This is a genomic window from Stenotrophomonas sp. INTA L402-1, from assembly GCF_059295135.1.
Genome location: NZ_JCAFWP010000008.1, coordinates 50534 through 64688, shown reverse-complemented (window position 1 = coordinate 64688; position 14155 = coordinate 50534). Strand labels below are relative to the sequence as shown.

Below are 14155 nucleotides of genomic sequence, written 5' to 3'. Positions count from 1 at the left end.
TGCGTACGCGGACACCGCAGCGCAAGCTGGGTGGGCGGCGCGCCGCCGCCTTGGGAGAACCCGCATGCAGGACAGCAAGCCGACATCACGAAGCCCCCTCAGGATCATCCTGTGGAGCCTCATCGCCGCCTTCGTGCTGTTCTACGGCGGCTATCATCTGGGCAAGGACATGGCGCTGCGTGACAACGCCCGGCAGTCAGCCGGCCGATAACGCTCTTCTGTAGAGCCGAGCCATGCTCGGCTGCTTTTCCCGCCAGAAGCAGCCGAGCATGGCTCGGCTCTACATTTTCTACCCTCAGGCGATCTGCACCACGCGTGCGTTCTGGCACAGCGGGTAGCTGCCGACGAATTCAGAAATCGCATCACGCATCGCCTCGAACGATTCGCCGTACATGTACAGCGCCGTTTCGGTCGGGCCCTGCCACCAGCTGCAGATCTCGCCCAGGCCATCGATGCGCTCGGACAACTGTTCGAACACGTGGTTGGAATCGCACTGCTCGTAGACCTCGTCCGGCAAGGTCAGGCCATCCAGGTAGATGCCCAGGCCCTCGGTCACGCCGAAGCTGCGGTCGGCCTCGCCCGCACCCTGCAGCTGCGAACCCTTCGGCGCACCCAGCTGTTCCAGCAGGTCGATCAGCTTCGGCACGCCGGCCGCATCGACCAGGGCAACTTCGATATCACCGTATTCGACCTCGCCGAGGTCGGACATCGCGGTGCCGCCGCCGGTGATCCCGCCGACCTCGGCCGCCTGCAGCAACGCATCGAGCGGATCCTCGAACAGCTCGTGGCGATGCTCGGGCTGCAGCTTGGCGTTCAACTTCACGGTGACGTGCAGCGTGGGTTCGCTACCCCCGATGGATGTGCCTGAGGACGTCATGACCGGTTTCGCTTCATTGATAAAGATCTGATTCTCGCAGCTTCCGACGAAAGACGCAGCCGAGCTGACTTAAATTTTACATCTTGATAGGAACCAGCCTTGAAGTTGAGGCTGGTCTCTAATTCCTTCAACCGGGTATCCCCGTTGTCAGTTGACTCAACGAAGGCCTTAGCTACGTAAGGATCGCGCAGCAGTTCAACAATCATCGTACTGAACATTGACTTCTTAGCGAGGTGAAGATCGAGCGCATCCTCAATGAAGGCGGCGTACCAAGAGTTAATCAGCCTGTTCCCGTCCGCCTCTTCAACCGACAAACTGAGGGAAAACTGCATCAACTGATTGTAGAGATTGGCCAGATAGCTCCACTGCGCGGAGAATCGCGCATAGAACGCGACGTACGTTCCTGCAAACACTGCGCCCGCCCAGGGCAGCACTTCACCAAGATCACTCTTCAATTGCTCAACTGAGAATGAAAGAACCGTGTCTTTATCCAAATAGGCCTTCGCTGGCGTTGCAACAAGAAGAATCAGGAATGTGACCCACAGCGATCGGAACAGAACCGCAGTTCCTCCGTTCGCTCGGTTCGTCAAGAAGAATTCACCGGACAATACAAAGACGACGGATTCCTGAAATTTTTGCCACCGACTTGCACATTTACTGGCCACTTCATTCCCCACTGAAATTAATCGCCGCCAGCTGTAGAGGGTAGAGGATGCAGGCCGGAAAAAGGAGATCGTCCCTAGAAATCAGATCACCGTCAGGTTGGCATACGCCATCACCAGCCACTTGCTGCCGGCATCGGCAAACTCGACCTGCACGCGGGCGTGGGCACCGTTGCCTTCGTAGTCGGTCACCATGCCTTCGCCGAACTTGGGATGGGTGACCAGCGCGCCGAGCTTCAGCGGCGGTGCCTCGATCGAGGCATGGCCCATCACCCGGCTGGCGCCCATCGAGGCCGGCCGCGAGACCTGCACCTTCGGGCGCACTTCGTGCAGCAGCTCGCGCGGAATCTCGCGCAGGAAACGCGACGGCAGGCTGTAGTTGTCCTGGCCGTGGATGCGGCGCGATTCGGCGTAGCTCAGCACCAGTTTCTGGCGTGCGCGGGTGATGCCCACGTAGGCCAGGCGGCGCTCTTCTTCCAGCCGCCCGCTTTCCTCCAGCGAACGCGCGCTGGGGAACAAGCCTTCTTCCAGGCCGGCCAGGAACACCAGCGGGAATTCCAGGCCCTTGGCCGAGTGCAGGGTCATCAGCTGCACGCCCTCTTCGCCCGCCTGCGCCTGGCCCTCACCGGCCTCCAGCGCGGCATAGGCCAGGAATGCGACCAGCTCGTCCATGTCCTCGCCCACTTCCTCGATGTCGTCGGCGCGACGCACGAAGCGCGAGGCCACCGAGACCAGTTCGTCGAGGTTGTCGGTGCGCGATTCCGAGTCCAGCGCATTGCGGCTTTCCTTGCTCCAGTGCTCGCGCAGCTGCGAGCGGGCCAGCACGTGGTCCACGCGCTCGGCCAGGGTCATGTGCAGGGTCTGCGCCTGCAGCTCGTTGACCAGCACCAGGAAGCCGGCCAGCGCATTGCGCGCACGTGCGGCCAGTGCGCTGCCCTGGGTGACCAGCATGGTCGCTTCCCACAGCGAGATGCCCTGCGCGCGCGCCTCGCGGCGCACTTCGTCCAGCGTGCGGTCGCCGATGCCACGCGTCGGCGTGTTGACCGCGCGCTCGAAGGCGGCGTCATCGTTGCGGTTGGACAGCAGGCGCAGGTAGGCCAGCGCATCCTTGATTTCGGCACGCTCGAAGAAGCGCATGCCGCCGTACACGCGGTACGGCACCTGTTCGCTCAGCAGCGCCTCTTCCAGCGCGCGCGACTGCGCGTTGCTGCGGTAGAGCACGGCCACTTCGGTATAGCTGCCACCGTCTCGCACCCACTGGCGCGCGCGCTCGACGATGTAGCGCGCCTCGTCCATCTCGTTGTACGCCGCGTACAAGTCGATCGGCTCGCCGTCGCCGCTGTCGGTCCACAGTTCCTTGCCGATGCGGTCCGGGTTGTGCGCGATGACCGCGTTGGCGGCGCCGAGGATGTTGGCCGTGGAGCGGTAGTTCTGTTCCAGGCGGATGGTCTGCGCACCCGGGAAGTCGCGCAGGAAGCCCTGCACGTTCTCGACCTTGGCACCGCGCCAGCCGTAGATGGCCTGGTCATCGTCACCGACCACGAACACGTGGCCGGAATCGCCGGCCAGCACGCGCACGAAGGCGTACTGGATGGCATTGGTGTCCTGGAACTCGTCTACCAGGATCTCGCGGAAGCGCGCGCGGTAGTGCGACAGCAACGCCGGGTTGTCGCGCAGCAGCTCATGCGCGCGCAGCAGCAGCTCGGCGAAGTCGACCAGGCCGGCGCGGTCGCAACGCGCCTGGTACTCGATGTAGGCCTGGCGCATGGTTTCAAGCCACGCGTCGTGCGGTTCGGGCTGGATGTGCTGTGGGCGGCGGCCCTCGTCCTTCTGCGCGTTGATCCACCACGCGATCTGCTTGGCCGGGTACTTGCCGTCATCCAGTTCCAGCGCCTGCACCACGCGCTTGACCAGCCGCAGCTGGTCGTCCGAATCCATGACCTGGAAGCCTTCGGGCAGCTTCGCGTCCTGCCAGTGCAGGCGCAGCAGGCGGTTGGCCAGGCCGTGGAAGGTGCCGATCCACATGCCACGGCTGCCATTGGGCAGCTGTGCGTCGATGCGGTGGCGCATTTCGCCGGCCGCCTTGTTGGTGAAGGTCACCGCGAAAATGCCGTGGGTCGGCACGCCATCGACTTCATGCAGCCAGGCGATGCGGTGGGTGAGTACGCGGGTCTTGCCGGAACCGGCACCGGCCAGCACCAGGTGGTGGCCGGGGGGAGCGGAGACGGCTTCGCGCTGGGCCGGGTTCAGGCCATCAAGCAGGTGGGAGACATCCATGCCCCCATTTTACGGCATCGCCGTCGCGGCTCCTGCGACCACCTGGGTTGCCAGTGCCTGCGCCTGCTGACGCAGTTCAGGCACCGCCAGGCTTTCCCACAGGCTGCCGATGCGCAGGCTGCCGAGCACGCCCAGCCGTGCCTGCGGCTGGCCACCGGCGGCACACAGGCGATCGCCCGGCACCGTGCTGTCCAGGCCCAGCCCGTGCGGGCCGGGGCGCGCCAGCCCATCGGCCTGCAGCTGCTGCAGCAACGGATTGCGCAGCGCGCTGGCGCGGGTCTCCACGCCGGTGGCGTTGATCACCCCGCTGATCGTCCACTGCTGTTCATTGCCCGAGGCATCGCGGCCGGACAGCTGCAGCGCATTGCCGTCGCGCCAGACGCGTTGCAGGCGGGACCGGTGGATACGCAGCTGGCCGCTGTCCTGCAGCGCCTGCAACTGCGCATCCACTTCTTCGGCGATGCGGTGGCGATGCACGTCCCAGTAGCGCACCACATGGCGCAGGAAACGACGCTGGTCGGCCTCGTCGAGGCTGCACCACAGCGCCTGGCCGTGTGGGCGGATGCGGTCCATCACGCCCTGCCACGGCAGGCCGTCGGCTTGGGCTTGGCGTGCGAACCCGCGCAGTGCGCGCAGGCGCTGGCGCAGGTTCATGGGCAGCAACGTAGCCGGATCAAACGTGGGCAGACCCCCGTGCGCATGCGGCAACGGCAGCAGGCCATGGCGCGAGATCACATGCAGCGGGCCGGTGTGGCCGGCAGCGACCAGCGCCAGCACGGTGTCGGCCATGCTCAGGCCGGAGCCGACAATGGCCACAGCCTGTTCGCCGGCCAGGGTGCGCACACCGTCGTAGTCCCAGGCCTCGATCACATCGTCGGCAGGCAGCGCATCGGCGCCGGCCACCGGCAGCGGGCGCATGCTGTTGCCGGTGGCGAGCACCGCCTGCGCGGCGTGCAGCGTGTGGCCATCGCCGAGTGTCAGCTGGTAGCCGTGGTCATCCGGCTGCAGGCCCAGTACCGGCTGCGCGATCACCTGCAGCTGCGCCGGGCTGGCCGCGGCGGCGTCCTGCAGGCGCTGCTGCAGGTACGCGGCGAAATAGTGGCGGCACACGTAACGCTCGCCCAGCACCTCGCGCGCCTCGCCCGGGTAGGCGTTGGCGGCCACCAGGTAATCGAGGAAATCGCCGGGCTGGTCGGCAAACGCACTCATCTTCGCCGCCGGCACGTTCAGCAGATGCTCCGGCCACGGCGTGGCATAGGCGATGCCCTGCGCCAGCTGCGAAGCCGGCTCGAAGATGGCCAGCGCCAGCGGCGTGTGGGCCTGGCGCAATACCTGGATCGCCACCAGCACCCCGGCCGCACCACCACCGATGATTGCCAGGTCCAGTTCGCCATTACGCGGTGAATCAGTCATGTGCCGATTGTAGGCCATCGGCGATGACAGGCCGGATTGCCGAAATGGGCGGCCGGCATTGCCTTACATCAACGCATCTGCCAAGCGTGCGATGCCTTCGCGGCTGCGCCGCCACGTGGGGCGACTGCGCCACTGCTGCAGGTCCAGCTGCCGCGATTCACGCAGGTAGCCATCCTCGATCTCGCACAACTGCTGCACCAGCGCGCGGTCGTAGCAGATCAGGCCGATTTCGGCATTCAGCGCGAACGAACGGATATCCATGTTGATCGAGCCGAGCACGGCGATGTCCTCGTCCACGCTCATGTGCTTGGCGTGCAGGAACTGCGGTTCGTACAGGGCGATGCGCACGCCACAGCGCAGCAGCTCGTCGTAGTACGCCTCCTGCGCCCACGAGGTCAGCCGCTGGTTGTTGCTGGCCGACAGGATCAGCTGCACCTGCACACCGGACAATGCGGCGATGCGCAGCGCGCTCAACGTGGCTTCGTCGGGCACGAAGTACGGGGTGACCATCACGAGCCGCCGCCGCGCCAGGTGGATCAGCGCCGCCACCGCATCGCGTGCGTTGCTATAGGGATATGCCGGCCCGCTGGGCAGCAGCTGGGTGGCGATGTCGTCGCTGCACTCGGGCACATCGGCGATCACGTCCAGGCGCTGGCCGGTTTCCATGTACCAGTCACTGGCGAACACCGCTTCAAGATGCGCCACCGCCGGGCCGCGCACGCGCGCCACCAGCTCGCGGTTCGGGTGGCCGGGCACGAACCCGGGGCCGGCCAGGTTCTGCGAACCGACGTAGGCCACTTCGTTGTCGATCACCGCGATCTTGCGGTGATTGCGCAGGTCCATGCGCCCGCTGCGGCGCCAGCGCAGGCCGCCGGGCAGCATCGCGCGCACCTCGATGTCACGCGCTTCAAGGCGCTTGCGATAGGCGCGCAGACCGCGCTTGGCACCCACCGCGTCGAGCAGCACACGGCATTGCACGCCACGCGCGGCGGCACGCTGCAGCGCCTCGACCATCGCCTCGCCCACCGCGTCATCGAACATCAGGTAGTACAGCAGGTGCACGCGGTCTTCGGCCTGGTCGATGTCGGCGATCAGCGTGTGCAGCGATTCGTCGTAGTCGGTCAGCAGGTCCACCGCGTTGCCGTGCACCGGCATGAAGTCGCCCTGGCGCTGCACCAGCGGCACGATCTCGGCGCAGGCAGTGTCCGGCTGCGGGGTCCAGCGCAGGCGATGCTGCAGCGCCTGTTCCTCGCGGATGACTTGCGAGGCCTCGGCCTGGCGGCGGATGCGCTCGCGCGACAGCCACGGGTGGCCGAACAACAGGTACAGCGGCAGGCCCAGCAGCGGCACGAAGCCGACCAGCAGCAGCCAGCTGCGCGCCGCACCCGGCGTGGTGCGGGTGGGAATCCAGCACAGCGCGACCAGCCGGATCAGCCAGTCGATCAGCAGCAGGTAGGAACCCAGCAACCACTCGAACAGCATCGCGTCGCCCGTCGGGAGGTGATGGGCCATTCTGCCCAGCGGGGTGTGTAGAGTCGAGCCGCGCTCGACTGCTTTGAAGCCGTGTGCCAACCAAGGTTGGCACCTACCGGGGGAGTGTGCCGACCAACGGTCGGCACCCACAGGCACCCACCGGCCCCACCGCCAGGCATGAAAAAACCCGCCACAAGGGCGGGTTTCTTCGCGGGGATCAGCAATCCTTGCGGATTACTTGATCTTGCCTTCCTTGTACGGGACGTGCTTGCGCACGACCGGATCGTACTTGGAGAATTCCATCTTCCCCGGGGTGTTCTTCTTGTTCTTGTCGGTCGTGTAGAAGTGACCGGTACCAGCGGTCGAAATCATACGGACCTTATCGCGCTTGCCTGCCATGATCGTCTACTCCTCAGACCTTTTCGCCGCGCGCACGCAGCTCAGCCAGAACGGAATCGATGCCGTTCTTGTCGATGGTGCGCAGTGCATGCGCGGAAACACGAAGCTTCACCCAGCGGTTTTCGCTGGCAACCCAGAAGCGGCGCTCGTGCAGATTCGGCAGGAAACGACGACGGGTCTTGTTGTTGGCGTGCGAGACGTTGTTACCCGTCTGCACTCGCTTGCCGGAAACCTGGCATACGCGGGACATTGCGCACCTCGATAGTAAGTTGTGTCAGCCCGTAGCCCGGGAGACGGCGGCCTCGATGGTTGCCCACCACACGTCAAGAGAATCAAAGGGTTACGCTGGCGTTGGGCGGCCGGGGACGTGCTCCCGGGGGCGCCGCCCGGTAGAAAACCGGACACAGCGAGCCGCGCATTATGCACGGGTTCAAGCACTTGCGCAAGTTACCCACAGGCCTGGACTGAACCGGGAGAGCCGGGAGCCCACCAACCGGCATACTGGCCCGGTTCACTGCGGAGCTTTCCATGCGGCTGCTGGCCCTGACCTACGGAACCGAAGGCGATACGCGTCCGCTGGCCATGCTCTGCCATGGGCTGATTGGCGCAGGCCACGAGGTGACACTGCTGGCCGATGGCGGCACGCTGGGCAGCGCGCAGGCGCTGAATGTGCCCCATGCGTCCCTGGAAGGTGATATCCATGACGAAGTGGTCGCGCTGGTCTCGCGTGGCAACGGTGTTGCCGCCGCCAGTAGCGGACTGGCACGGATGGCGCTGCAGCATGTCACTGGCTGGATGCGGCAGGCGGACGCGGCGGCCGAGGGTTGCGACGCGATTCTGACAGGGGGGCTGGCGGCCTTTGTCGGCATGAGTGTGGGCGAACGCCGGGGTCTGCCGGTGATCGGGACCGGCATGATTTCACTGACCCCGACGCGTGCCTTCCGCTCCCCGTTCCTGCCGCCGGGACGCTCGCCGGGCTGGTTGAACCGGGCCAGCTATGGGCTGGTCAACGGCCTGATCTGGCGCCAGTTCCGCCAGCCGATCAACGAGGCCCGCAAGCAGCTGGGGCAATCGCCGCGCCGCTCGCTGTGGTCCGGCCTGCCGATGCTCTATGGCATCTCGCCGCAGCTGCTGCCGCCACCGACGGACTGGCCGGCCGACCACATCGTCTGTGGCCAATGGCGGTTTCCTGATGCGCCCTGGACGCCGCCGGCCGATCTGCAGGCCTTCCTCGACGCCGGACCGCCGCCGGTCTATCTGGGCTTCGGCAGCATGACCGGCTTTGATCGCGAACGCGTGTTGCCGGCCCTGCTGCAGGCGTTGGCACCACGCCGTGTCCTGCTGTTTCCCGGCTGGGTGGGACTGCCTGCGATGCGCTTGCCCGATTCTGTCTTCGTCCTGGGCCCGACCCCACACGAAGCGCTGTTCCCGCGTTGCGCATTCGCCATCCACCACGGTGGCAGCGGCACCACGCATTCGGCCTGCCGCGCCGGCATTCCTTCACTGGTGATGCCGTTCGCCGCAGATCAGTTCTTCTGGGCCGATCGCCTGTATCGGTTGGGCGTAGCACCGGCACCGTTGTCACCGAAGCGACTGGATGCAGCAGCGCTGGCAGCAGCCATCACCTTCGCTGAAACCGAAGCAACACGCGCACGCGCGGCGGCCTTGGGCGTGGCGATGAACAGTGAGGACGGGGTGGCATGTGGCGTGGCAATGATCGAGCGCTGGTTGCGGCTGATGTAACGGCGACCAGGCCTCAGCGCAGATGCGGAATCACCTGGGCCAGTAGATGGGCATCCTTCAACGCGCCGTGCAGGCCGCGCTGGCTGGGAATGCGCAGGCGCTGCAACACGTCGTCCAGTTTATTGCCCTGGCCTGGCCAGCGCCCGCGCGCCAGCTTCAGGCTGCAGGTGATGCGGCAATGCTGGGCCAGCGTGCCGGGGATGCCAGCCAGGCGCAGCTCGTTGTCCAGGAAGCCCACATCGAAGGTGGCGTTGTGCGCGACCATCTCGCTGCCACGCAGGAACTCCAGCAGCTCGGCGGCCTTGCTGGAGAACAGTGGCTTGCCCACCAGCATCGCGTCGCTGATGCCGTGCACGCGCTGCGCGCCCCAGTCCACCTTGCGCTGCGGCTGCAGGTAGGTGTGGAACTGGCGGCCGGTGAGCTGGCCATCGATCAGTTCGACGGCACCGATTTCGATCACCCGGTGCCCCAGGCGGTGGGAGATGCCGGTGGTTTCGGTATCCAGTGCGACGATGCGGCTCATCAGGGTGTGCGTTCTCCAGTACGTGCAGCCGGATTTTCGCACGCGACCGATGCACTCACCCCAACGCTTCCACCACCCAATCAATGAACACCCGCAGCCGCTGGCTCATGTGCCGGTTGGGCGGGAACATCACATGCATCGGCATCGGTGGCAGCTGCCAGTCCCGCAGCAGCGGCAGCAGCTCACCACGCGCCACGTGCGGTTCGGCCATGTAGCTGGGCAGCGCCACCACGCCGAGCCCCGCCAACGCAGCCGCCAGATAGGCGTTGCCGTCGTCGAAGCTGACCGTATAGCGGCCCTGCACCTCGACGCGCTCATCGCCACGCTGTGCAGTGAACACGCGGGCGCGGCCACTGCGCGGGCTGAGGAAACCGACCATGTGGTGATCGGGCCCTTCCAGCGCGCGCGGGTCGGTCGGCACGCCGAAGCGCTGCACATAGCCCGGGCTGGCGTGGAAGCCGATCGGCAGCGCAGCAAGCGGCCGCGCCACCAGCGCCGGGTCGGCTGGAGTGCCACCACGGATCACGCAATCGACGTTGTCGGCGATGACGTCGACCTCGCGGTCACTCACGCCGATGTCCAGCTGGATCTCCGGGTAGCGCGCCTGGAAATCCGGCAGCGCCGGTACCAGCCGCAAGCGCGCGTACGGCCCGGGCACATCCACGCGCAGGCGTCCGCGCGGTTGGGTGGCCGCGTCGCCCAGCCCGCCCTCCACCTCTTCCAGCTCGGCCAGCAGGCGGGCGATGCGCGGGTAATAGGCCGCGCCATCGGCGGTGACGCTGACCCGGCGCGTGGTGCGGTTGAGCAACCGCAGCCGCAGGTGCGCCTCCAGCTGCTGCACCAGCTGGGTGGCCGTGGTGCGGCTGATCTGCAGGGTCTGCGCGGCGCGGGTGAAGCTGCCGGTTTCCACTACTCGGGCAAAGGCGCGCATCGCCTCGAAACGGTCCATGGCTGGCCATGATTGTTTGGAATTGGCAATCAATCTAGGCCGATAATCGCAGTTTATCCAGACAGCGCTGGCGGGGAGGATGGCGTTCTCTCCCACGGGATCTTCCCCATGTCACAGCGCGATGTCGTTTTCCCTGCCGGCCGCCAGGCCCTGTACGAGCGCAACCGCTACTCGCCAGCGATCCGATCCAACGGCTTCCTGTTCGTTTCCGGCCAGGTCGGCAGCCGCGAGGACGGCTCACCCGAGCCGGATTTCGAAACCCAGGTGCGCCGCGCCTTCGAGAATCTCAACGCGGTGCTGGCCGCCGCCGGCCGCACGTTCGAAGACGTGGTTGATGTGACGGTGTTCCTGGTCGACCCCGAGAAGAACTTCGAGAAGGCCTGGGCGATCGTGCCCGAGTACTGGGGCGAGGCGCCGCACCCGACCCTGACCGGTATCGGCGTGACCTGGCTGTACGGGTTCCAGTTCGAGATCAAGGTGATCGCGAAGCTGCCTGCAGACCGGTAGTGCCGGCCGCCGGCCGGCAGCAAGGTGTCGGGGGTCGAAAAGCGTGTCGACCAAGGTCGACACCTACCAGGGCAGTCGGCGTGACCTGGCTGTACGGGTTCCAGTTCGAGATCAAGGTGATCGCGAAGCTGCCGTGATACGGGTAGTGCCGGCCGCTGGCCGGCAGCAAGGTGTCGGGGGTCGAAAAGCGTGTCGACCAAGGTCGACACCTACCAGGGCAGTCGGCGTGACCTGGCTGTACGGGTTCCAGTTCGAGATCAAGGTGATCGCTAAGCTGCCTGCAGACCGGTAGTGCCGGCCGCTGGCCGGCAATGTGTCGGGGGTCGAAAAGCGTGTCGACCAAGGTCGACACCCACCAGGGCAGGAGGTCGGCACCTGCCAGAGCTGGCGTGTCCGGCCCACCTGAACGGGAGGTTCCGACGAATTCCCGAGGTGGCCATTGATATTGTATCCGGCGAAAACCGCTTGCTAGCCTCCCCTCCATGCGCCGGATCACCCGCCAACTGCGTACGTACCTGATGATGCTGCTGATGGCGGCATTCGTGGTCGTGCCGGTGGCCGACGCACTGGTGTGTGCGGTGGAACCGCATGCCAGCAGCGCCCATGTCGAATCCCTCGCGGACGATGCAGGCGGTGACAGCGAAAGCAAGCACACGGGTGCCTGCACGCATAACCACTGCCACCACTCCACGCTGAGCCTGCCGGCGAACGATTTCGCGGCCTTCGGTACGCCACTGCCGGCGCGCTGGATGAATGCCGGCGACGCGGCGACCTATGCGGTCGCCCAGGATGAATTGACGCGTCCCCCCCGGGCGTGAGTTGAGCGCGTCCCGCAATCGCGGGCTCCCGTTTCACTCACAACCGGAATCCCCCTATGTCGATCCTGACACCTCGGTCGCCGCGCGCGGCCGGGCTGGTCGTCGCTGTACTGCTGGGCCTTGCCCCGGCAATGCAGGCGTCGGCGCAAGCCGCCCCTTCCTACGACACCCTGCTTGAACGCCTGGACCAGCTGCCCGGTACCCGTGTGGGAACGGCACTGGCCGAGGCCGCCGATGCGCGTGCCGACCAGGCCCGTGCGTTGCCCAATCCTTCCCTCTCCTACTCCGCCGAAAACGCCTGGGGCACCGGCTCCTATGGCGGCATGGGCAAGGCCGATACCGTGCTCACCCTGTCCCAGCCGCTGGAGGTCTGGGGCCAGCGTGGCGCGCGTGTCCGTGCGGCCCGCGCCGAGGCACAGGCCGCCAACCTGCGTGGTGCCCAAAGCCGCAGCGACGTGGCCAGCCAGCTGGCGGTGGTCTACGCACAGGCGGAAAGCGCACTGCGCCGCTACACCCTGGCCGAAGAAGCACTGACCCTCACCCGCGATGACGCCAACGCCGTCAACGCGATGGTCAAGCAGGGCCGCGAACCGCAGCTGCGTGCGGTGCAGGCGCAGAGCGAAGTGGCCAACGCCAGTGCTTCACTGGATGAGGCACAGGCCTTCCGCGATGCCGCGCTGGCCCGCCTGGCCGGTGCCGCGCTGCTGGATGCGCCGGTGCAGTCGATCGACGACAGCCTGCTCGACCGGGCCCCGCCGCTGCCGCGTGGTGCAACAGACGTGGCACTGGCGGTGCGCATCGCCGAAGCCGAAGCCGATGCAGCCGGCAAGCTGGTCGATGTGGAGCGCAAGCGCGCCCTGCCCGACCTCAGTGTCACCGCCGCACAGACCCGCTTCCGCGAAGGCGGCGAGCGTGCCTACAACCTCGGGGTCAGCCTCAGCATCCCGCTGTTCGACCGCAACCGCGGGGGCATCCGCGCCGCCAATGCCGACCAGCGCGCCGCCGAGGCCCGCCTGGACCAGCAGCGCCGCGACAGCGAGGCAGCACGTCTCTCCGCCGTAGCCGGACTGAAAGCCGCCGGAAGCCGGACCCGTGCCGCCGATGAAAGCGTGGTCGCCGCCGAAGAGGCGTATCGCCTGGCCCGCGTCGGCTTCGACGCCGGACGCATCTCGCAGCTGGAACTGCGCAGCACGCGCAGCGCCCTCATCGCCGCCCGCGGCACCGCCGTGGATGCGCGCCTGTCGCGCGTCGGCGCGGAAATCGATCTTGCCCGCCTTGAGGGGCGCGCACCTTTTGTGGAGGCCAAATGACTCTCTCCCGTACTTTCCCGCTGATCGGCGGCGTGCTGCTGACCATGCTGCTGGCCGGCTGCGCTGGCAACGCGCAGACGCCTGCCAATGAAGACCCCGCTGCGGCCAAGGCCGGCACCGACGATGGCCACGGCCATGCCGCCGACAGCAAGGAGGCCAAGGCGGAAACCGCCAAAGCCCCCGCCGACGCCGATGAAGGCGTGGTGCAGCTGACCCAGGAACAGATCAAGGCCTCCGGTATCGAAGTGGTCGCGATCGGTCGCGGTGGCGGTGGCTCGACCCGGCTGTCCGGCAGGGTCGAGCCCACCGTGGGCGCCCGCGCTTCGGTTGCCTCCACGGTGACCGGCCGCGTCGAGCGCGTGCTGGTCGCGCCGGGCACGGCGGTGAAGCAGAACCAGGCACTGGCCATCGTGGTCAGTGGCGAGGCCGCGGTGTTCCGCGCCAATGCGCTGGCCGCCTCGGCCGAAGCAGAAGCCGCGCGCCTGGCCTATGGCCGCGACAAGGCGCTGGTCGACCAGGGCGTGGTCGCCCGCCAGGAAATGGAAACCTCGCGCGCACGTTCGCTGGCGGCACAGGCCCAGGCCGCCGCCGCGCAGGCCCAAGCCGCCGCCAACGGTTCGCCGGACAGCAGCGGTCGCGTGCGCATCACCAGCCCGGTAGCCGGCATCGTCGGCAACGTGCAGGTCACCCCGGGTGGCGTGGTCGCCGCCGGCAGTGCGGTGGCCGACGTCGCCGACCCGACGATGAACGAGCTGGTGTTCACCGCACCGCCGGCGCTGGCCGCGCAGGTCACGCCGGGCATGAAGCTGGAAGTGAGCGTGCCGGGTGGCAGCTTCACCGCCACCGTCACCGGGTCGGCCGCCGATGTCCGCCAGCAGGGCGGCGTCGCGGTGATCCGTGCCACGCCGGTGGATGCCGCGCTGCCGCCGGCCGGTTCGCCGGTATCGGCGGTGGTCGTCACCGAAGGCCAGGATGGCTCGCTCAGCGTGCCCGCCGATGCGGTGCAGAACGTCGATGGCAGCAGTGCGGTGTTCGTCGCCGTCGAAGGCGGCTTCAAGGCGCAGCCGGTGCTGGCTGGCCGTCGTGCTGGTGACCGTATCGAGATCCTCGGTGGGCTGACCGGCAACGAGCGCATCGTCGGTGCCAACGCCTTCCTGCTCAAGGCCGAACTGGCCAAGGGCGAAGCCGAGCACGGCCACTGAGG

The 14155-nt window shown here is 66.9% G+C and carries 15 protein-coding genes; 6 read left to right on the top strand and 9 right to left on the bottom strand.

The window, feature by feature from the left end:
* The first annotated feature begins 64 nt into the window (after positions 1–64).
* Positions 65–211 (top strand): hypothetical protein, encoded by a 147-nt coding sequence (locus tag AC5O77_RS07245; RefSeq protein WP_494506643.1) that lies wholly within the window; start codon positions 65–67, stop codon positions 209–211.
* An 84-nt stretch (positions 212–295) separates the two neighbouring features.
* On the opposite strand, the gene AC5O77_RS07240 is transcribed toward AC5O77_RS07245, so the two are convergent.
* The 7 genes from AC5O77_RS07240 to rpmB form a co-directional block, all read right to left on the bottom strand.
* Positions 296–877 carry a hypothetical protein gene (locus tag AC5O77_RS07240; RefSeq protein WP_494506642.1) on the bottom strand — a complete coding sequence of 194 codons (582 nt, stop codon included), beginning with the start codon at positions 875–877 and terminating at the stop codon, positions 296–298.
* Entirely contained in the window at positions 874–1542 is a 669-nt protein-coding gene (locus tag AC5O77_RS07235; RefSeq protein ID WP_494506641.1) for a hypothetical protein, read from the bottom strand. The genes AC5O77_RS07240 and AC5O77_RS07235 overlap by 4 nt, the downstream gene beginning before the upstream one ends.
* An 81-nt stretch (positions 1543–1623) precedes the next feature.
* Positions 1624–3816, bottom strand: coding sequence for a DNA helicase II (gene uvrD, locus AC5O77_RS07230; RefSeq protein ID WP_006402493.1), 2193 nt, complete (start codon positions 3814–3816; stop codon positions 1624–1626).
* Positions 3817–3825: 9 nt separating this feature from the next.
* Positions 3826–5247 carry an FAD/NAD(P)-binding protein gene (locus AC5O77_RS07225; RefSeq protein ID WP_494506640.1) on the bottom strand — a complete coding sequence of 474 codons (1422 nt, stop codon included), beginning with the start codon at positions 5245–5247 and terminating at the stop codon, positions 3826–3828.
* A 45-nt stretch (positions 5248–5292) separates the two neighbouring features.
* A complete protein-coding gene (gene cls, locus AC5O77_RS07220) occupies positions 5293–6711 on the bottom strand; it encodes a cardiolipin synthase (protein WP_494506666.1) in 1419 nt (472 codons plus the stop codon).
* Between the two features lie 225 nt (positions 6712–6936).
* Positions 6937–7104, bottom strand: coding sequence for a 50S ribosomal protein L33 (gene rpmG / locus AC5O77_RS07215; RefSeq protein ID WP_170272460.1), 168 nt, complete (start codon positions 7102–7104; stop codon positions 6937–6939).
* 10 nt (positions 7105–7114) lie between these two features.
* A complete protein-coding gene (gene rpmB / locus AC5O77_RS07210) occupies positions 7115–7351 on the bottom strand; it encodes a 50S ribosomal protein L28 (protein WP_005411638.1) in 237 nt (78 codons plus the stop codon).
* A 278-nt stretch (positions 7352–7629) separates the two neighbouring features.
* Between rpmB and AC5O77_RS07205 the strand changes: the two genes are divergently transcribed.
* Positions 7630–8844 carry a nucleotide disphospho-sugar-binding domain-containing protein gene (locus AC5O77_RS07205; RefSeq protein WP_494506639.1) on the top strand — a complete coding sequence of 405 codons (1215 nt, stop codon included), beginning with the start codon at positions 7630–7632 and terminating at the stop codon, positions 8842–8844.
* Between the two features lie 13 nt (positions 8845–8857).
* Here AC5O77_RS07205 and dnaQ read toward each other — a convergent pair whose 3' ends face one another.
* Together dnaQ and AC5O77_RS07195 are read right to left on the bottom strand one after the other, a co-directional pair.
* The gene (gene dnaQ / locus AC5O77_RS07200) at positions 8858–9367 is read right to left on the bottom strand and encodes a DNA polymerase III subunit epsilon (protein ID WP_049462269.1); all 510 of its coding nucleotides are present in this window, start codon (positions 9365–9367) and stop codon (positions 8858–8860) included.
* A gap of 55 nt (positions 9368–9422) precedes the next feature.
* Positions 9423–10316, bottom strand: a complete 894-nt coding sequence (locus AC5O77_RS07195; RefSeq protein ID WP_478445232.1) for a LysR family transcriptional regulator — start codon at positions 10314–10316, stop codon at positions 9423–9425.
* Between the two features lie 108 nt (positions 10317–10424).
* Between AC5O77_RS07195 and AC5O77_RS07190 the strand changes: the two genes are divergently transcribed.
* From AC5O77_RS07190 to AC5O77_RS07175, 4 genes are all read left to right on the top strand, one after another.
* Positions 10425–10823 carry a RidA family protein gene (locus AC5O77_RS07190; protein ID WP_478057934.1) on the top strand — a complete coding sequence of 133 codons (399 nt, stop codon included), beginning with the start codon at positions 10425–10427 and terminating at the stop codon, positions 10821–10823.
* A 482-nt stretch (positions 10824–11305) separates the two neighbouring features.
* Positions 11306–11641, top strand: coding sequence for a hypothetical protein (locus AC5O77_RS07185; RefSeq protein WP_478057933.1), 336 nt, complete (start codon positions 11306–11308; stop codon positions 11639–11641).
* 56 nt (positions 11642–11697) lie between these two features.
* Positions 11698–12951, top strand: coding sequence for a TolC family protein (locus AC5O77_RS07180; protein WP_032130522.1), 1254 nt, complete (start codon positions 11698–11700; stop codon positions 12949–12951).
* Positions 12948–14153 (top strand): efflux RND transporter periplasmic adaptor subunit, encoded by a 1206-nt coding sequence (locus AC5O77_RS07175; RefSeq protein WP_329894023.1) that lies wholly within the window; start codon positions 12948–12950, stop codon positions 14151–14153. The genes AC5O77_RS07180 and AC5O77_RS07175 overlap by 4 nt, the downstream gene beginning before the upstream one ends.
* Positions 14154–14155: the final 2 nt, after the last annotated feature.